17 protein-coding genes are annotated in these 18,144 nt (G+C 53.5%); all 17 read left to right on the top strand.

Going from position 1 to position 18,144, the window contains the following annotated elements; genetic code table 11:
• Nucleotides 1-176: 176 nt before the first annotated feature.
• Nucleotides 177-2,066 carry a tRNA uridine-5-carboxymethylaminomethyl(34) synthesis enzyme MnmG gene (mnmG, locus tag HMPREF0201_RS21230; RefSeq protein ID WP_016538832.1) on the top strand — a complete coding sequence of 630 codons (1,890 nt, stop codon included), beginning with the start codon at nucleotides 177-179 and terminating at the stop codon, nucleotides 2,064-2,066.
• Between the two features lie 56 nt (nucleotides 2,067-2,122).
• Nucleotides 2,123-2,746, top strand: a complete 624-nt coding sequence (rsmG, locus tag HMPREF0201_RS21225) for a 16S rRNA (guanine(527)-N(7))-methyltransferase RsmG (RefSeq protein ID WP_016538831.1) — start codon at nucleotides 2,123-2,125, stop codon at nucleotides 2,744-2,746.
• A 619-nt stretch (nucleotides 2,747-3,365) separates the two neighbouring features.
• Nucleotides 3,366-3,746 carry a F0F1 ATP synthase subunit I gene (atpI, locus tag HMPREF0201_RS21220; RefSeq protein WP_016538829.1) on the top strand — a complete coding sequence of 127 codons (381 nt, stop codon included), beginning with the start codon at nucleotides 3,366-3,368 and terminating at the stop codon, nucleotides 3,744-3,746.
• Between the two features lie 8 nt (nucleotides 3,747-3,754).
• The gene (atpB, locus tag HMPREF0201_RS21215; protein WP_016538828.1) at nucleotides 3,755-4,573 is read left to right on the top strand and encodes a F0F1 ATP synthase subunit A; all 819 of its coding nucleotides are present in this window, start codon (nucleotides 3,755-3,757) and stop codon (nucleotides 4,571-4,573) included.
• A gap of 47 nt (nucleotides 4,574-4,620) precedes the next feature.
• Complete coding sequence (gene atpE / locus HMPREF0201_RS21210; RefSeq protein ID WP_000429386.1) at nucleotides 4,621-4,860, top strand: F0F1 ATP synthase subunit C; 240 nt, start codon at nucleotides 4,621-4,623, stop codon at nucleotides 4,858-4,860.
• A 61-nt stretch (nucleotides 4,861-4,921) separates the two neighbouring features.
• On the top strand, nucleotides 4,922-5,392 hold the full coding sequence (gene atpF / locus HMPREF0201_RS21205) for a F0F1 ATP synthase subunit B (RefSeq protein ID WP_016538827.1): 471 nt from the start codon (nucleotides 4,922-4,924) through the stop codon (nucleotides 5,390-5,392).
• Nucleotides 5,393-5,406: 14 nt separating this feature from the next.
• Nucleotides 5,407-5,940 carry a F0F1 ATP synthase subunit delta gene (gene atpH, locus HMPREF0201_RS21200; RefSeq protein ID WP_016538826.1) on the top strand — a complete coding sequence of 178 codons (534 nt, stop codon included), beginning with the start codon at nucleotides 5,407-5,409 and terminating at the stop codon, nucleotides 5,938-5,940.
• A 12-nt stretch (nucleotides 5,941-5,952) separates the two neighbouring features.
• Nucleotides 5,953-7,494 carry a F0F1 ATP synthase subunit alpha gene (gene atpA, locus HMPREF0201_RS21195; protein ID WP_016538825.1) on the top strand — a complete coding sequence of 514 codons (1,542 nt, stop codon included), beginning with the start codon at nucleotides 5,953-5,955 and terminating at the stop codon, nucleotides 7,492-7,494.
• Nucleotides 7,495-7,544: 50 nt separating this feature from the next.
• The gene (atpG, locus tag HMPREF0201_RS21190; RefSeq protein WP_016538824.1) at nucleotides 7,545-8,408 is read left to right on the top strand and encodes a F0F1 ATP synthase subunit gamma; all 864 of its coding nucleotides are present in this window, start codon (nucleotides 7,545-7,547) and stop codon (nucleotides 8,406-8,408) included.
• 156 nt (nucleotides 8,409-8,564) lie between these two features.
• Complete coding sequence (gene atpD, locus HMPREF0201_RS21185; RefSeq protein ID WP_016538823.1) at nucleotides 8,565-9,947, top strand: F0F1 ATP synthase subunit beta; 1,383 nt, start codon at nucleotides 8,565-8,567, stop codon at nucleotides 9,945-9,947.
• Nucleotides 9,948-9,966: 19 nt separating this feature from the next.
• A complete protein-coding gene (locus tag HMPREF0201_RS21180) occupies nucleotides 9,967-10,386 on the top strand; it encodes a F0F1 ATP synthase subunit epsilon (protein ID WP_016538822.1) in 420 nt (139 codons plus the stop codon).
• A 296-nt stretch (nucleotides 10,387-10,682) separates the two neighbouring features.
• Nucleotides 10,683-12,053 (top strand): bifunctional UDP-N-acetylglucosamine diphosphorylase/glucosamine-1-phosphate N-acetyltransferase GlmU, encoded by a 1,371-nt coding sequence (gene glmU / locus HMPREF0201_RS21175; protein ID WP_039898978.1) that lies wholly within the window; start codon nucleotides 10,683-10,685, stop codon nucleotides 12,051-12,053.
• 240 nt (nucleotides 12,054-12,293) lie between these two features.
• Complete coding sequence (glmS, locus tag HMPREF0201_RS21170; RefSeq protein ID WP_016538820.1) at nucleotides 12,294-14,123, top strand: glutamine--fructose-6-phosphate transaminase (isomerizing); 1,830 nt, start codon at nucleotides 12,294-12,296, stop codon at nucleotides 14,121-14,123.
• Nucleotides 14,124-14,362: 239 nt separating this feature from the next.
• Complete coding sequence (gene pstS / locus HMPREF0201_RS21165; protein WP_016538819.1) at nucleotides 14,363-15,403, top strand: phosphate ABC transporter substrate-binding protein PstS; 1,041 nt, start codon at nucleotides 14,363-14,365, stop codon at nucleotides 15,401-15,403.
• A gap of 64 nt (nucleotides 15,404-15,467) precedes the next feature.
• Nucleotides 15,468-16,430: a phosphate ABC transporter permease PstC gene (gene pstC / locus HMPREF0201_RS21160; protein ID WP_016538818.1), complete on the top strand. Its 963-nt coding sequence runs from the start codon at nucleotides 15,468-15,470 to the stop codon at nucleotides 16,428-16,430.
• Complete coding sequence (pstA, locus tag HMPREF0201_RS21155; RefSeq protein ID WP_016538817.1) at nucleotides 16,427-17,317, top strand: phosphate ABC transporter permease PstA; 891 nt, start codon at nucleotides 16,427-16,429, stop codon at nucleotides 17,315-17,317. The genes pstC and pstA overlap by 4 nt, the downstream gene beginning before the upstream one ends.
• A gap of 47 nt (nucleotides 17,318-17,364) precedes the next feature.
• Complete coding sequence (pstB, locus tag HMPREF0201_RS21150) at nucleotides 17,365-18,138, top strand: phosphate ABC transporter ATP-binding protein PstB (RefSeq protein WP_008457722.1); 774 nt, start codon at nucleotides 17,365-17,367, stop codon at nucleotides 18,136-18,138.
• Nucleotides 18,139-18,144 lie beyond the last annotated feature (6 nt).

The following is an 18,144-nucleotide window of genomic DNA, read 5'->3' as shown; positions in this document are numbered from 1 at the left end:
GGGTTATCCACAGATGTGGTCGATCCTAATAAGAGATCATAATAAAGAGATCTTTAAATAAAAAAGATCTTCTTTTAATTACCAAAGATCCCGATGCTTTCTCGAAAGACTAAAGTTGAGTAGAATCCCCAGCCCGGGAAGTCACAAACCCTCATCGCGCAACCGAGGCAGTTACCATGTTTTATCCAGATCCTTTTGACGTCATCATCATCGGCGGGGGTCATGCAGGCACAGAGGCGGCAATGGCCGCAGCTCGTATGGGTCAGCAGACCCTGCTTCTGACACACAATATCGACACGCTGGGACAGATGTCCTGTAACCCGGCAATTGGCGGTATTGGCAAGGGACATTTGGTTAAGGAAGTGGACGCCCTCGGTGGCTTGATGGCGAAGGCCATCGACAGTGCCGGCATCCAGTTTAGGATACTAAACGCCAGCAAAGGCCCGGCGGTTCGCGCCACTCGTGCTCAGGCAGACCGCGTGCTTTACCGGCAAGCCGTTCGTACCGCACTGGAAAACCAGCCTAATCTAATGATCTTCCAGCAGGCGGTTGAAGACCTGATCGTTGAAAACGATCGCGTTGTCGGCGCCGTAACCCAGATGGGGCTTAAATTCCGCGCCAAAGCGGTTGTGCTCACCGTAGGCACCTTCCTCGACGGCAAGATCCACATCGGGATGGATAACTACAGCGGCGGACGTGCAGGCGATCCTCCTTCGATCCCGCTTTCCCGTCGTTTACGTGAACTCCCGCTGCGCGTCGGTCGCCTTAAAACCGGCACGCCTCCGCGTATTGACGCACGCACTATCGATTTCAGCGTACTTGCCCAGCAGCATGGCGATAATCCAATGCCGGTGTTCTCGTTCATGGGGAACGTTAACCAGCATCCTGCGCAAGTGCCGTGTTACATGACCTATACCAACGAGCAAACTCACGAGGTTATTCGTAATAACCTCGACCGCAGCCCAATGTATGCGGGTGTTATCGAAGGTATTGGCCCACGTTACTGCCCGTCTATCGAAGATAAAGTAATGCGTTTTGCCGACCGCAACGCACACCAGATCTTCCTTGAGCCGGAAGGCCTGACCAGCAACGAAATTTACCCGAACGGCATCTCCACCAGCCTGCCGTTTGACGTGCAGATGCAAATCGTCCGCTCGATGAAAGGGATGGAAAACGCGAAGATCGTTCGTCCTGGCTACGCTATTGAGTACGATTTCTTCGATCCGCGTGATTTGAAACCTACGCTGGAAAGTAAATATATTCAGGGCCTGTTCTTTGCCGGACAGATCAACGGGACGACCGGCTATGAAGAGGCCGCTGCCCAGGGTCTGCTCGCGGGTCTGAACGCCGCGCGCTCTTCGGCCGAAAAAGACGGTTGGGCACCAGCGCGCTCCCAGGCTTACCTTGGTGTCCTGGTCGATGACCTGTGCACTCTGGGGACCAAAGAGCCGTACCGCATGTTTACCTCACGCGCCGAGTATCGCCTGATGCTGCGTGAAGACAACGCCGACCTGCGTCTGACCGAAGCGGGCCGCGAGCTGGGCCTGGTTGACGACGAGCGCTGGGCACGCTTTAACGACAAGCTTGAAATGATCGAGCGTGAGCGTCAGCGCCTGAAAGATGTCTGGCTGCACCCGCACTCTGAGCAAATCGAAGAAGTGAATGCTCGCCTTAGCGCACCGCTCTCGCGGGAAGCTAACGGTGAAGATCTGCTGCGTCGCCCGGAAATGACCTATGCTTCCATGATGCAGCTCTCGCCGTTTGCTCCGGGGCTTGAAGATCCTCAGGCGGCAGAGCAGGTTGAGATCCAGGTGAAATACGAAGGCTACATCGCTCGCCAGCAGGATGAGATTGAAAAACAGCAGCGTAACGAGAATACTTTGCTGCCTGCGACGCTTGATTACAGCCAGGTTAACGGGCTGTCCAACGAAGTGATTGCCAAGCTTAACGATCACAAACCGGTTTCTATTGGCCAGGCGACACGCATTTCGGGTATTACCCCTGCGGCGATCTCTATTTTGCTTATCTGGCTGAAAAAACAGGGTCTGCTGCGACGCAGCGCCTGAAAATAAACGATAACGGGCCAGGCAAACCTGGCCTATTTTTTTATGGGTTTTACAACGTGCTGACTAAATTATCCCGTCTGCTGAAAGAAGCGGGCATCACTCTACCGGAAACTCAGCAGCAGCAGCTGGTGGGCTACGTCTCGCTGCTCGACAAATGGAACAAGGCTTACAACCTCACTTCGGTCCGCAATCCGGACGAGATGCTGGTACGCCATATTCTCGACAGCATCGTGGTTGAGCCTCACCTGCAGGGGAGTCGCTTTATCGACGTTGGCACGGGTCCTGGCCTGCCGGGTATTCCGCTGGCGATCGTTCGTCCGGACTCGCATTTCACCCTGCTGGACAGCCTCGGCAAGCGCGTGCGTTTTCTGCGCCAGGTCCAGCACGAACTTAAGCTTGAGAACATCACGCCGGTGCAGAGCAGGGTTGAAGATTTCCCGGCAGAACCGCCGTTTGACGGGGTTATCAGCCGCGCTTTCGCTTCGCTGAACGACATGGTGACCTGGTGCCACCACCTGCCGGGTGAGCACGGCCGCTTCTATGCGCTGAAAGGCATTCGCCCGGATGACGAGATAAGCGCTTTACCGGCAGGGTTTGCCGTCGAAGATATCGTCAAACTTGAGGTCCCCGGCCTGGAAGGGGAGAGGCATTTGGTGCGCATTAAGCCAAACAAAACTTAATATTTGTCAAAAAACGACGCGATAGAGATGTTTCACCCAGGTTAAAATTCCCCATCGTTACCGATGAAATGGTTGGTTACATTTAACCAAACTTTAACCAGGAATTATCCTAACCTTAACGCCGGATGAGTTAATTACCAGGGTAATAGTTTTATTTGAAAATATCATCCGGCTAAAATTACGTCGCAGAATGGTCTGTATTGGATGTTAAAAGTTTTACTGCGATGTCAATGAAAGGTTTAAATGACGTTTCAGGTTGTTTTAAACAGAGTATGCATTAATCAGCTTAATTATCAGTCATATGTAATTAGTGCTTTATGAGGCAGCAAAATCGCGGCCGGGGATAAGATGTTTAATTTGTGATCCCGTGCACGCTTTGCTGCTGGCTATTTCGGCTTATTTGCACTTTTTGAGGAAGCTGACGGGATTCATCAAAAGTAAGAAAATGGCCGTGCGGAAAATTAATTAAACATTTGTTCACCTTTTCGCTACTTATTGTTTGAAATCACTGGGCCGCACCGTATAATTTGCTCGCTTTTTGAGGCTTGACTCAGAGTCGCAAAGACAGTTTTATACGACACGCGACATACCTCATAGGTGGCAGGAGTTAGGAAACGTCATGTCAGTGTCGCTCTTGAGTAAGAACGTAGCCCGTAAGCTTCTGTTCATCCAACTTCTGGCTGTAGTGGCAATCGGACTGCTGTTTTGCCTGAAAGCTCCCTCATGGGGCGCTTCTGCCGTTGGCGGAGGCATGGCAGTTTGGCTGCCAAACGTACTGTTTATGATTTTTGCCTGGCGCCATCAGGCGCATACACCCTCTAAAGGCCGCGTGGCCTGGACATTCGCCATCGGCGAAGTGCTGAAGGTGATTGCGACCTTTACTATTCTGGTGGTGGCGCTGGCGTACTTTAAGGCGGTGTTTTTGCCGCTAATAGTGACGTGGGTTTCGGTGCTGGTTGTGCAGATACTCGCACCAGCTGTAATTAACAACAAAGGGTAAGAGGCATCATGTCTGCAGGAGAAATCTCTACACCGCAGGAGTATATAGGTCACCACCTGAATAACCTTCAGCTGGACCTGCGTACTTTCTCGCTGGTGGATCCGCATAACCCCCCGGCTACCTTCTGGACGCTCAACATCGACTCCATGTTCTTCTCAGTATTTCTGGGTCTGGTGTTCCTGGTGTTGTTCCGTAAAGTGGCGAAAACCGCGACCAGCGGCGTCCCGGGTAAATTTCAGACTTTTGTAGAGCTGATCATTGGCTTTGTACATGGCAGTGTGAAAGACATGTACCATGGCAAAAGCAAGGTTATCGCTCCACTGGCTCTGACGATTTTCGTCTGGGTCTTCCTGATGAACGTGATGGACCTGTTGCCAATCGATCTGCTGCCGTACATCGGCGAGCACATCTTTGGCCTCCCTGCCCTGCGTGTGGTGCCGTCTGCTGACGTGAATATCACCCTCTCAATGGCGCTGGGCGTGTTTGTCCTGATCCTGTTCTACAGCATCAAAATGAAAGGCATTGGCGGCTTCACGAAAGAGCTGACGCTGCAGCCGTTCAATCACTGGGCATTTATTCCGTTCAACTTAATCCTTGAAGGGGTAAGCCTGCTGTCCAAACCTGTATCGCTGGGTCTGCGACTGTTCGGCAACATGTATGCCGGTGAGCTGATTTTCATTCTGATTGCTGGCCTGCTGCCGTGGTGGTCACAGTGGATTCTGAATGTGCCATGGGCCATTTTCCACATCCTGATTATTACGCTGCAAGCCTTCATCTTCATGGTTCTGACGATCGTCTATCTGTCGATGGCGTCTGAAGAACATTAATTTACTTACCACTACTGCGTTTAACTGAAACAAACTTGGAGACTGTCATGGAAAACCTGAATATGGATCTGCTGTACATGGCTGCCGCTGTGATGATGGGTCTGGCGGCAATCGGTGCTGCGATCGGTATCGGCATCCTCGGGGGCAAATTCCTGGAAGGCGCTGCACGCCAACCAGATCTGATTCCACTGCTGCGTACTCAGTTCTTTATCGTTATGGGTCTGGTGGATGCAATCCCAATGATCGCTGTTGGTCTGGGTCTGTACGTGATGTTCGCCGTCGCGTAGTGAGCGATGTTTGAGTCATCAAGCAATATCAGAACGTTAACTAACAAAGAGGCATTGTGCTGTGAACATTAACGCAACAATCCTCGGCCAGGCCATCGCGTTTGTCCTGTTTGTTCTGTTCTGCATGAAGTATGTATGGCCGCCTTTAATGGCAGCCATCGAGAAACGTCAAAAAGAAATTGCTGACGGTCTTGCTTCTGCTGAACGTGCTCACAAGGACCTTGACCTTGCACAGGCCAACGCGACCGACCAGCTGAAAAAAGCCAAAGCGGAAGCTCAGGTGATTATTGAGCAGGCGAACAAACGCCGTGCGCAGATCCTTGATGAAGCGAAAACTGAGGCAGAGCAGGAACGTAATAAAATCGTTGAACAGGCTCAGGCAGAAATCGACGCGGAGCGTAAGCGCGCTCGTGAAGAGCTGCGTAAGCAGGTCGCTCTGCTGGCAATTGCCGGTGCCGAGAAGATAATCGAACGTTCCGTAGATGAAGCTGCTAACAGCGACATCGTCGATAAACTGGTCGCTGAACTGTAAGGAGGGAGGGGCTGATGTCTGAATTTGTTACTGTAGCTCGCCCCTACGCCAAAGCAGCTTTTGACTTTGCCGTCGAACACCAGAGCGTAGACCGCTGGCAGAACATGCTGGCGTTTGCTGCCGAGGTAACGAAAAACGAACAAATGGAAGAGCTCCTTTCCGGTGCACTGGCACCTGAAACGCTCGCAGATTCGTTCATCGCCATTTGCGGCGAGCAGCTGGATGCCAACGGCCAAAACCTGATTCGGGTTATGGCTGATAATGGTCGTTTGAAAGCGCTCCCGGATGTTCTCGAGCAGTTTGCGCATTTACGCGCCCTGAGCGAAGCCATTGCTGAAGTTCAAGTAACTTCTGCGGCTTCCCTGAGTGATGAACAGCTTGCGAATATTACCGCTGCAATGGAAAAACGTCTGTCACGCAAAGTTAAGCTGAATTGCAAAATCGATAAGTCTGTTATGGCGGGCGTTATCATCCAGTCGGGTGATATGGTCATTGACGGTAGCGTACGCGGCCGTCTTGAACGCCTTGCAGACGTCTTGCAGTCTTAAGGGGACTGGAGCATGCAACTGAATTCCACCGAAATCAGCGAACTGATCAAGCAGCGCATTGCTCAGTTCAATGTTGTGAGTGAAGCTCACAACGAAGGTACAATTGTATCTGTAAGTGACGGTATTATCCGCGTTCACGGCCTGGCCGATTGTATGCAGGGTGAGATGATTTCCCTGCCGGGAAACCGTTACGCTATCGCACTGAACCTGGAGCGCGACTCCGTAGGTGCCGTAGTTATGGGCCCATACGCTGACCTTGCCGAAGGCATGAAAGTTAAGTGTACTGGCCGTATCCTCGAAGTACCGGTTGGCCGTGGCCTGCTGGGCCGCGTGGTGAACACCCTGGGTGCGCCAATTGACGGTAAAGGTCCGATTGATAACGATGGCTTCTCGCCAATCGAAGTTATCGCACCGGGCGTTATCGAACGTCAGTCCGTCGATCAGCCGGTTCAAACGGGTTATAAATCCGTTGATGCCATGATCCCAATCGGTCGTGGTCAGCGTGAACTTATCATCGGTGACCGTCAGACCGGTAAAACCGCGATGGCAATCGACGCCATCATCAACCAGCGTGACTCCGGCATCAAATGTGTGTACGTGGCTATCGGCCAGAAAGCGTCCACCATTTCTAACGTAGTTCGTAAGCTGGAAGAGCACGGCGCGCTGGCTAACACCATCGTTGTTGTGGCGACCGCTTCTGAATCCGCTGCACTGCAATACCTGGCACCATATGCCGGTTGTGCAATGGGTGAATACTTCCGTGACCGCGGTGAAGATGCGCTGATCGTATACGATGACCTGTCCAAACAGGCTGTTGCTTACCGTCAGGTTTCCCTGCTGCTTCGTCGTCCACCGGGCCGTGAAGCCTTCCCTGGCGACGTGTTCTACCTCCACTCCCGTCTGCTGGAGCGCGCATCCCGCGTTAACGCTGAATACGTCGAGAACTTCACCAAAGGTGAAGTAAAAGGTAAAACCGGCTCCCTGACCGCGTTGCCGATCATCGAAACTCAGGCTGGTGACGTTTCTGCGTTCGTTCCGACCAACGTAATTTCGATTACCGATGGTCAGATCTTCCTGGAAACCAACCTGTTTAACTCCGGTATTCGTCCGGCAGTTAACCCGGGTATCTCGGTATCTCGTGTTGGTGGTGCTGCTCAGACCAAGATCATCAAGAAACTGTCCGGTGGTATTCGTACCGCGCTGGCACAGTATCGTGAACTGGCTGCGTTCTCTCAGTTCGCATCCGATCTGGACGAAGCAACCCGTAAACAGCTGAGCCATGGTCAGAAAGTGACCGAGCTGCTGAAACAGAAACAGTATGCCCCAATGTCTGTTGCACAGCAGGGCCTGGTGCTGTTCGCGGCTGAACGCGGTTACCTCGAAGACGTGGAACTGGCGAAAATCGGTAGCTTCGAAGCCGCTCTGCTGGCTTACGCTGACCGTGATCACGCTCCGCTGATGCAAGAGATTAACCAGACCGGTGGCTATAACGATGAGATCGAAGGCAAGCTGAAAGGCATCCTCGACTCGTTTAAAGCAACCCAGTCCTGGTAACGTCTGGCGGCTTGCCTTAGGGCAGGCCGCGAGGCATTGAGGAGAAGCTCATGGCCGGCGCAAAAGAGATACGTAGTAAGATCGCAAGCGTCCAGAACACGCAGAAGATCACCAAAGCGATGGAAATGGTCGCCGCTTCCAAAATGCGTAAATCGCAGGATCGCATGGCGGCCAGCCGTCCTTATGCAGATACCATGCGCAAAGTGATTGGTCACCTTGCAACCGGTAATCTGGAATATAAGCACCCTTACCTGGAAGAACGCGACGTTAAGCGCGTGGGCTACCTGGTGGTGTCGACCGATCGTGGTCTGTGCGGTGGTTTGAACATCAACCTGTTCAAAAAAGTGCTGGCGGATATGAAAGCATGGTCCGATAAAGGCGTTCAGAGCGAACTCGCGATGATCGGCTCAAAAGGCGTGTCTTTCTTCAATTCCGTTGGTGGCAACGTGGTTGCTCAGGTGACCGGCATGGGAGATAACCCTTCCCTGTCCGAACTGATTGGCCCGGTGAAAGTGATGTTACAGGCCTACGACGAAGGTCGTCTGGACAAGCTGTACGTTGTAAGCAACAAATTTATCAACACCATGTCTCAGGTTCCGACCATCACTCAGCTGCTGCCGTTACCGGCATCAGAAGATGAGGAGCTGAAGCGTAAATCCTGGGACTACCTGTACGAACCGGATCCGAAAGCGCTGCTGGACACCCTGCTGCGTCGTTATGTCGAATCTCAGGTTTATCAGGGCGTCGTAGAAAACCTGGCCAGCGAGCAGGCCGCGCGTATGGTGGCGATGAAAGCCGCGACCGATAATGGCGGCAGCCTGATTAAAGAGCTGCAGTTGGTCTACAACAAAGCTCGTCAGGCCAGCATTACTCAGGAACTCACCGAAATCGTCGGTGGCGCGTCCGCGGTTTAACCAGGTTATTACCCTAAATAGTTCGGTTTGCAGAAAGACGGCAACTGAGCGAATCCTTCGGAGCTTGCTTAAGTAAGTGACTGAGGTGAGGGAAGGCAGTCAACGCGTCTGCAAATTGAAATATGACGGGTAAACGAATTACGTAGAGGATTCAAGATGGCTACTGGAAAGATTGTCCAGGTAATCGGCGCCGTGGTGGACGTCGAGTTCCCTCAGGACGGCGTACCGCGCGTTTATGATGCGCTTGAAGTACAAAATAACAGCGAGCAGCTGGTGCTGGAAGTTCAGCAGCAGCTCGGCGGCGGTATCGTGCGTACCATCGCTATGGGTTCTTCCGACGGTCTGCGTCGTGGTCTGGAAGTTAAAGACCTCGAGCACCCGATCGAAGTCCCGGTAGGTAAAGCGACCCTTGGCCGTATCATGAACGTGCTGGGTCAGCCGATCGACATGAAAGGCGATATCGGCGAAGAAGACCGTTGGGCTATTCACCGCGCTGCACCTTCCTATGAAGAGCTGTCCAGCTCTCAGGAACTGCTGGAAACCGGCATCAAAGTAATCGACCTTATCTGTCCGTTCGCTAAGGGCGGTAAAGTAGGTCTGTTCGGTGGTGCGGGCGTGGGTAAAACCGTAAACATGATGGAGCTTATCCGTAACATCGCGATCGAGCACTCCGGCTACTCCGTGTTTGCGGGCGTGGGTGAGCGTACTCGTGAGGGTAACGACTTCTATCACGAAATGACCGACTCCAACGTTCTGGACAAAGTTGCCCTGGTTTACGGCCAGATGAACGAGCCACCGGGTAACCGTCTGCGCGTAGCGCTGACCGGTCTGACCATCGCGGAGAAATTCCGTGACGAAGGTCGTGACGTTCTGCTGTTCGTTGATAACATCTACCGTTACACCCTGGCCGGTACTGAAGTATCCGCGCTGCTGGGTCGTATGCCTTCTGCGGTAGGTTACCAGCCAACTCTGGCGGAAGAGATGGGTGTTCTTCAGGAGCGTATTACCTCCACCAAGACCGGTTCCATCACCTCCGTACAGGCCGTTTACGTTCCTGCGGATGACTTGACTGACCCGTCTCCGGCGACCACCTTTGCGCACCTGGACTCAACTGTTACGCTGAGCCGCCAGATCGCATCTCTGGGTATTTACCCGGCAGTAGACCCGCTGGACTCCACCAGCCGTCAGCTGGACCCGCTGGTTGTTGGTCAGGAACACTACGATACCGCTCGTGGCGTACAGTCTATCCTGCAGCGTTACCAGGAACTGAAAGACATCATCGCCATCCTGGGTATGGACGAACTGTCTGAAGAAGACAAACTGGTTGTGGCACGTGCGCGTAAGATCCAGCGCTTCCTGTCCCAGCCGTTCTTCGTAGCAGAAGTCTTTACCGGTTCTCCAGGCAAATACGTTTCGCTGAAAGATACCATCCGTGGCTTTAAAGGCATCATGGACGGCGAATACGACCATCTGCCAGAGCAGGCGTTCTACATGGTTGGCTCTATCGACGAAGCCGTTGAGAAAGCTAAAAAACTTTAACGCCTAATCGGAGGGTGACATGGCTATGACATATCACCTGGACGTCGTCAGCGCGGAGAAGCAACTGTTCTCCGGTCTGGTCGAGAAGATCCAGGTAACGGGTAGCGAAGGTGAACTGGGTATTTTCCCGGGCCACGCCCCGCTGCTCACCGCCATTAAGCCTGGTATGATCCGCATCGTGAAGCAGCACGGACATGAAGAGTTTATCTACCTGTCCGGTGGTGTTCTGGAAGTGCAGCCGGGTAACGTAACCGTACTGGCTGACACAGCGATTCGCGGCCAGGATCTCGACGAAGCGCGAGCCCTGGAAGCGAAACGTAAAGCTGAAGAACACATGCATAGCTCCCACGGCGACGTGGACTACGCTCAGGCTTCTGCTGAACTGGCTAAGGCTATCGCCAAACTGCGCGTTATCGAGTTAACCAGAAAAGCGATGTAACTACCTGCTTGAAAAGACAAATGCCAGTCCGGGAAACCAGACTGGCATTTTTTTTATCCCTCAGCTTTATTCCGGCGCTAAAATAAGCTCTAAACTCGCTATATAGCTGTAACAAAGAGAGATTAGGCCAAATTTCTACTTTTTACCCTCAGGCTGGTGCCGATGTTTATCAAAAACAGGCCCCAAAACGCCCGGTAATGGATGATTTAGCGGCAATGCATTTTTTGCTGCAAAATATGTAGAATTTTCAAGGCTAAATCGGTTTACTTCTCGAACTCACACGATTCAGGACACGTATGTCAAACAGTGCAATGAGCGTGGTTATCCTTGCCGCAGGCAAAGGGACCCGCATGTATTCAGACCTCCCGAAAGTGCTGCACACTTTGGCCGGAAAGCCAATGGTTCAGCATGTTATTGATGCGGCTAATAAGCTGGGCGCTCAGCGGGTTAACCTGGTATACGGCCACGGCGGCGAACTGCTTAAGCAGACCCTGAGCGATGACTCGCTGAACTGGGTGCTTCAGGCAGAACAGCTGGGAACCGGCCACGCAATGCAAATGGCCGCGCCTTTCTTTGCCGATGACGAAGACATTCTGATGCTTTACGGCGACGTGCCGCTGATCTCTGTTGATACTTTACGGCGCCTGCGTGAAGCCAAACCGCAAGGCGGCATTGGCCTGCTGACCGTTAAGCTTGACGATCCAACCGGCTATGGCCGTATTGCGCGTGAAAACGGGCAAGTTGTCGGCATTGTTGAACATAAAGACGCGAGCGAAGAGCAGCGCAAAATCAACGAGATCAACACCGGGATTCTGGTGGCTAACGGCGCAGACCTGAAGCGTTGGCTTGGTAAGCTGGATAATAACAACGCCCAGGGCGAGTTCTACATCACGGACATTATTGCCCTGGCCCACGGTGAAGGGCGCGAAATCGCCGCCGTTCATCCGGATCGACTGAGTGAAGTTGAGGGCGTGAATAACCGCCTGCAACTCTCCCGCCTGGAGCGCGTATTCCAGACCGAACAGGCGGACAAGCTGCTGCTGGCCGGCGTCATGCTGCGCGATCCGGCACGTTTCGATCTGCGCGGTGAATTGGTTCACGGACGCGATGTTGAAATCGATACTAATGTCATTGTGGAAGGCAAGGTCACGCTGGGCAATCGCGTCAAAATTGGCACCGGCTGCGTTATCAAGAACGCGGTAATCGGTGATGACTGTGAAATCAGTCCTTATACCGTTATCGAAGACGCCACGCTTGAAGCAGCCTGCACCATTGGGCCGTTTGCCCGCCTGCGCCCAGGCGCCGAGCTGGCAGAAGGCGCACACGTCGGTAACTTCGTTGAAATGAAGAAAGCTCGCCTGGGCAAAGGTTCTAAAGCTGGCCACCTGAGCTACCTCGGTGATGCGGAAATTGGCGACAACGTAAACATTGGCGCGGGCACCATCACCTGTAACTACGACGGTGCAAACAAACACAAAACCATCATCGGCGACGATGTCTTTGTCGGCTCCGACACTCAGCTGGTGGCTCCTGTCACCGTGGCTCGCGGCGTAACTATTGGCGCCGGGACGACAATCACGCGTGATGTGGCGGAAAACGAGCTGGTGATTAGCCGCGTGAAGCAGACCCATATTCAGGGCTGGCAGCGTCCGGTGAAGAAAAAGTAACGGATTTATACCCCTCACCCTAACCCTCTCCCCACAGGGGAGAGGGGATCGTTCGGTGCGGTGTTTTTCTCCCTCGCCCCTTTGGGAAGAGGGCCGGGGTGAGGGGATAACATAATCCTCCACCCAAAAGCAGTAAGCATAAAAATAACCCCACTCTCTACAAGGCTCGGGGCTCCGGAAAACCGGAAAAAACAGGTCAGCGACAACACATGGCTAACGCCATTATCAGGACTTAAAATTATGTGTGGAATTGTTGGCGCAGTAGCGCAACGTGATATCGCTGAAATCCTTCTTGAAGGGTTACGTCGCCTGGAATACCGCGGTTATGACTCTGCGGGTCTGGCGGTTGTGGACGAAAAGGGTCATATGACCCGTCTGCGTCGCCTGGGTAAAGTACAGAAGCTTGCCGAAGCGGCTGAGGGAACCGAGCTGCACGGCGGCACCGGTATCGCTCACACCCGCTGGGCAACCCACGGCGAACCTTCAGAAACCAATGCTCACCCGCATGTCTCTGACTACATCGTGGTGGTGCACAACGGTATCATTGAAAACCACGAACCGCTGCGCGAAATGCTGCAACAGCGCGGCTACGTCTTTGTTTCCGAAACCGACACCGAAGTGATTGCTCACCTGGTGCACTGGGAGCTGGAACAGGGCGGTACGCTGCGCGAAGCCGTGCTGCGCACCATCCCTCAGCTGCGCGGTGCCTACGGCACGGTCATCATGGATACTCGTCATCCTGACACCCTGCTGGCCGCTCGTTCCGGTAGCCCGCTGGTTATCGGCCTCGGCATGGGCGAAAACTTCATTGCTTCCGACCAGCTGGCGCTGCTGCCGGTGACCCGTCGCTTTATCTTCCTGGAAGAGGGGGATATTGCCGAAGTCACCCGCCGCTCGGTGACGATTTTCGATAATACAGGCGAGCAGGTTAAGCGCCCGGACATCGAATCAAACCTGCAATATGACGCGGGCGACAAAGGTATTTATCGCCACTATATGCAGAAAGAGATCTACGAGCAGCCAAACGCCATCAAAAATACGCTAACCGGGCGCATCAGTCACGGTGAGGTGGACTTGAGCGAGCTGGGGCCAAAAGCCAACGAGCTGCTGTCTCAGGTTGAGCACATTCAAATCGTCGCCTGCGGAACTTCTTATAACTCCGGTATGGTTTCCCGTTACTGGTTCGAAGCGCTTGCTGGCGTACCTTGTGACGTCGAAATTGCCTCAGAATTCCGCTATCGCAAATCTGCGGTTCGCCGTAACAGCCTGATGATCACCCTTTCCCAGTCTGGCGAAACGGCCGATACGCTCGCTGCGCTGCGTCTTTCCAAAGAGCTGGGTTACCTTGGCTCTCTGGCGATTTGTAACGTGCCGGGTTCTTCTCTGGTGCGCGAATCCGACCTGGCGATGATGACCAAAGCCGGAACGGAAATCGGCGTAGCTTCCACCAAGGCATTTACCACCCAGCTTACCGTTCTGCTGATGCTGGTGGCTAAGCTGGGGCGTCTGAAGGGTGTAGATGCTTCCGTTGAGCACGAAATCGTTCACGGCCTGCAGGCGCTGCCGAGCCGCATCGAGCAGATGCTGTCTCAGGACAAACGCATTGAAGCTTTAGCCGAAGATTTCTCCGACAAACATCATGCTCTGTTCCTTGGTCGTGGGGATCAGTACCCGATCGCGATGGAAGGTGCGCTGAAGCTGAAAGAGATTTCCTATATTCACGCTGAAGCCTACGCCGCAGGCGAGCTGAAACATGGCCCGCTGGCGTTAATTGATGCTGATATGCCGGTTATCGTTGTGGCACCAAACAACGAACTGCTGGAAAAACTGAAATCCAACATTGAAGAAGTGCGCGCTCGTGGCGGCCAGCTGTATGTCTTCGCCGACCAGGATGCCGGTTTCACCGGTAGCGACAATATGCACATCATCGAGATGCCGCATGTGGAAGAGGTGATTGCCCCAATCTTCTACACCGTGCCGCTACAGCTGCTTTCTTACCATGTTGCGCTTATCAAAGGCACAGACGTGGACCAGCCGCGTAACCTGGCGAAATCGGTAACAGTAGAATAAGCTGTTGTCATAAATGTTGAATACCAGGCTGCCTACGGGCAGCTTTTTTATTGCCCGCTCGATAATTATAACTAACTGATTTTTATTGTAATGATGGGCTTATTTAGCTTAGGTTTTGTTGTGGGCTGGCCTTGTCATAAAACTGTCATAATTCGTACATTTAACTGTCACCAAACTGTCCTATTTTCTACCCTGTATTTAATTAAACAACAATTTATGAACATCTGGCAGGAGACATTATGAACGTTATGCGTACCACTGTCGCAACTGTTGTCGCCGCGACCTTATCTCTGAGCGCTTCTACTGCGTTTGCAGCTGCAAGCCTGACCGGCGCTGGTGCAACTTTCCCTGCGCCGGTGTATGCCAAGTGGGCAGATACCTACCAGAAAGAAACTGGTAACAAGGTTAACTACCAGGGTATCGGTTCCTCCGGCGGCGTTAAGCAAATCATTGCTAACACCGTTGACTTCGGCGCTTCTGACGCCCCTCTGGCGGATGACAAATTACAGCAAGAAGGCCTGTTCCAGTTCCCGACAGTTATCGGCGGCGTAGTGCTGGCAGTTAACCTGCCGGGCTTCAAATCTGGCGAACTGGTGCTGGACGGCAAAACCCTGGGTGATATCTACCTGGGCACCATCAAAAAATGGAACGACCCGGCGATTGCCAAACTGAACCCTGGCCACAAACTGCCGGATCAGAACATCGCGGTTGTACGTCGTGCTGACGGCTCCGGTACTTCCTTCGTGTTCACCAGCTACCTGGCTAAAGTGAACGAAGAGTGGAAAACCAAAATCGGCGCAGGCTCTACCGTAAACTGGCCAACCGGTCTGGGCGGTAAAGGCAACGACGGTATCGCTGCATTCGTACAGCGTCTGCCAGGCTCCATCGGCTACGTTGAATACGCTTACGCTAAGCAGAACAACCTGACTTACACCAAGCTGCTGTCCGCTGACGGCAAGCCGGTTAGCCCGACTGAAGCCAACTTTGCTAACGCGGCTAAAGGCGCTGACTGGAGCAAATCCTTCGCACAGGACTTGACCAACCAGAAGGGTGATGAAGCATGGCCAATCACCTCCACCACCTTTATCCTGGTCCACAAAGAGCAGAAAAACCCTGAGCAGGGCGCAGAAGTGCTGAAGTTCTTTGACTGGGCATACAAATCTGGCGCTAAAGAAGCTAACGCGCTGGACTATGCAACGCTGCCAGCCTCCGTGGTTGAGCAGGTTCGCGCTGCATGGAAAACGAATGTAAAAGACAGCTCCGGTAAGGCGCTGTACTAAGTGCAAAAATCCGGGGTAACGGGTATGTTACCCCGGTTTATTCAGCAACTACAAAGAGTACGCTATGGCTGTGACTAAGCCGACGTTTAAAGCCCCTGGCAAACAAGGCGATGTAATTTTCAGTGCGCTGGTAAAACTGGCTGCGCTGATTGTGCTATTTCTGCTGGGTGGGATTATCATCTCGCTGTTTATCTCCTCCCTGCCGAGCATCGAGAAGTTTGGTTTCTCCTTCCTTTGGACCAAAGAGTGGGATGCGCCTAACGAAGTCTTCGGTGCGCTGGTGCCGATTTACGGAACCCTGGTGACCTCGTTCATCGCGCTGCTGATTGCGGTGCCGGTAAGCTTTGGTATCGCCCTGTTCCTGACCGAACTTGCGCCCGGCTGGCTGAAGCGCCCGCTGGGTATTGCTATTGAACTGCTGGCGGCTATTCCAAGTATCGTGTACGGCATGTGGGGCCTGTTTATCTTTGCTCCGCTGTTCGCGACTTACTTCCAGCAGCCGGTAGGCGACGTGCTGTCCGCCGTGCCTATTGTTGGCGCGCTGTTCTCTGGCCCGGCTTTCGGCATTGGTATCCTCGCTGCTGGCGTGATCCTCGCGATTATGATCATTCCCTACATTGCCTCAGTAATGCGCGATGTATTCGAACAAACCCCGGTGATGATGAAAGAGTCGGCCTACGGCATCGGCTGCACCACATGGGAAGTTATCTGGCGAATCGTTCTGCCGTTCACCAAAAATGGCGTGATCGGCGGCGTGATGCTTGGCCTTGGCCGAGCGCTGGGTGAAACCATGGCGGTGACCTTTATCATCGGCAACACCTACCAGCTCGACAGCGCATCGCTGTATATGCCGGGGAACAGCATAACCTCCGCGCTGGCAAACGAATTTGCCGAAGCGGAATCCGGTCTGCATACCGCCGCGCTGATGGAACTGGGCTTAATTCTGTTCGTGATTACCTTTATCGTGCTGGCTATCTCTAAGTTCATGATTATGCGCCTGGCGAAAAATGAAGGGGCTCGCTCATGACCACGATGGAAATGCAAAGCAACGCGGCGCTGGCTGAATCGCGCCGTAAGATGCAGGCGCGCCGCCGCGTAAAAAACCGTATCGCCCTGACGCTTTCAATGGCGACCATGGTATTCGGTCTGTTCTGGCTGGTATGGATCCTGTTTTCAACGGTGACGCGCGGCATCGACGGTATGTCGCTGGCGCTGTTCACCGAAATGACGCCTCCGCCAAATACCGCAGGCGGTGGCCTGGCGAACGCCCTCGCGGGCAGCGGCCTGCTTATCCTGTGGGCGACCGTTATCGGGACTCCGCTTGGCATCATGGCCGGGATTTACCTGGCGGAATATGGCCGCAAATCTGCTCTGGCCGAAGTGATTCGCTTTATTAACGACATCCTGCTGTCCGCGCCGTCGATTGTTGTAGGCCTGTTTGTTTACACCATCGTGGTGGCGAAAATGGAGCACTTCTCCGGCTGGGCGGGCGTTATTGCGCTGGCGCTGCTGCAGGTGCCCATCGTGATTCGTACCACTGAGAACATGCTGAAACTGGTGCCGGACAGCCTGCGTGAAGCGGCTTACGCTCTGGGTACGCCGAAGTGGAAAATGATCTCCGCCATTACGCTGAAAGCGTCGGTCTCCGGGATTATCACCGGGGTGCTGCTGGCGATTGCCCGTATCGCCGGTGAAACCGCGCCGCTGCTGTTCACCTCCCTCTCCAACCAGTTCTGGAGTACGGACATGATGCAGCCAATCGCTAACCTGCCGGTGACCATTTTCAAATTTGCTATGAGCCCGTTTGCCGAATGGCAACAGCTGGCCTGGGCAGGGGTGCTGATTATTACCCTCTGCGTGCTGCTGCTGAACATTCTGGCGCGCGTGATTTTCTCGAAGAGTAAACACGGTTAAATTTTACGGCGCGGCCATCGCGGCGCCGGACGGAGATTAAGAAACAGATGAGTAAGGTTGATTTAGCCCCAGGCAAAATCCAGGTTCGTGACCTGAACTTCTACTACGGTAAGTTCCACGCCCTGAAGAACATCAATCTGGATATCGCGAAGAACCAGGTTACCGCCTTCATCGGGCCATCAGGTTGTGGCAAGTCCACCCTGCTGCGCACCTTTAACAAAATGTACTCGCTCTACCCGGAGCAGCGTGCAGAAGGTGAAATCCTGCTGGATGGGGAAAACATCCTCACTCAGAGCCAGGATATCGCGCTGCTGCGCGCCAAAGTGGGCATGGTCTTCCAGAAGCCGACGCCGTTCCCGATGTCGATTTACGACAACATCGCCTTCGGCGTTCGCCTGTTTGAAAAGCTTTCTCGTAGCGATATGGACGAGCGTGTGCAGTGGGCTTTGACTAAAGCCGCATTGTGGAACGAAACTAAAGATAAACTGCACCAGAGCGGCTACAGTCTCTCCGGTGGCCAGCAGCAGCGTCTGTGCATCGCCCGCGGTATCGCTATTCGCCCGGAAGTGTTACTCCTGGATGAGCCATGCTCCGCTCTTGACCCAATCTCTACCGGGCGCATTGAAGAGCTGATTACCGAGCTGAAAGAAGACTATACCGTGGTGATCGTGACCCACAACATGCAGCAGGCGGCGCGTTGTTCTGACCACACGGCGTTTATGTACCTCGGCGAGCTGATTGAATTTAGCGAAACCGATACGCTGTTTACTACGCCAGCGAAGAAACAAACCGAAGATTATATTACTGGCCGCTACGGTTGATTTGGA

The sequence above is a fragment of the Cedecea davisae DSM 4568 genome, assembly GCF_000412335.2.
In the GTDB taxonomy this organism is placed as follows: Bacteria; Pseudomonadota; Gammaproteobacteria; order Enterobacterales; family Enterobacteriaceae; genus Cedecea; species Cedecea davisae.
This window is presented reverse-complemented; position numbering and strand designations above follow the sequence as displayed.

What these genes read in the sequence shown, in the direction of transcription:
- atpD (WP_016538823.1), top strand. Translation starts at nt 8,565, where the DNA reads ATGGCTACTGGAAAGATTGTCCAGGTAATCGGCGCCGTGGTGGACGTC.
- atpA (WP_016538825.1), top strand. Translation starts at nt 5,953, where the DNA reads ATGCAACTGAATTCCACCGAAATCAGCGAACTGATCAAGCAGCGCATT.
- mnmG (WP_016538832.1), top strand. Translation starts at nt 177, where the DNA reads ATGTTTTATCCAGATCCTTTTGACGTCATCATCATCGGCGGGGGTCAT.
- HMPREF0201_RS21180 (WP_016538822.1), top strand. Translation starts at nt 9,967, where the DNA reads ATGGCTATGACATATCACCTGGACGTCGTCAGCGCGGAGAAGCAACTG.
- atpH (WP_016538826.1), top strand. Translation starts at nt 5,407, where the DNA reads ATGTCTGAATTTGTTACTGTAGCTCGCCCCTACGCCAAAGCAGCTTTT.
- glmS (WP_016538820.1), top strand. Translation starts at nt 12,294, where the DNA reads ATGTGTGGAATTGTTGGCGCAGTAGCGCAACGTGATATCGCTGAAATC.
- pstA (WP_016538817.1), top strand. Translation starts at nt 16,427, where the DNA reads ATGACCACGATGGAAATGCAAAGCAACGCGGCGCTGGCTGAATCGCGC.
- pstC (WP_016538818.1), top strand. Translation starts at nt 15,468, where the DNA reads ATGGCTGTGACTAAGCCGACGTTTAAAGCCCCTGGCAAACAAGGCGAT.
- atpI (WP_016538829.1), top strand. Translation starts at nt 3,366, where the DNA reads ATGTCAGTGTCGCTCTTGAGTAAGAACGTAGCCCGTAAGCTTCTGTTC.
- pstS (WP_016538819.1), top strand. Translation starts at nt 14,363, where the DNA reads ATGAACGTTATGCGTACCACTGTCGCAACTGTTGTCGCCGCGACCTTA.
- pstB (WP_008457722.1), top strand. Translation starts at nt 17,365, where the DNA reads ATGAGTAAGGTTGATTTAGCCCCAGGCAAAATCCAGGTTCGTGACCTG.
- glmU (WP_039898978.1), top strand. Translation starts at nt 10,683, where the DNA reads ATGTCAAACAGTGCAATGAGCGTGGTTATCCTTGCCGCAGGCAAAGGG.
- atpB (WP_016538828.1), top strand. Translation starts at nt 3,755, where the DNA reads ATGTCTGCAGGAGAAATCTCTACACCGCAGGAGTATATAGGTCACCAC.
- atpE (WP_000429386.1), top strand. Translation starts at nt 4,621, where the DNA reads ATGGAAAACCTGAATATGGATCTGCTGTACATGGCTGCCGCTGTGATG.
- atpG (WP_016538824.1), top strand. Translation starts at nt 7,545, where the DNA reads ATGGCCGGCGCAAAAGAGATACGTAGTAAGATCGCAAGCGTCCAGAAC.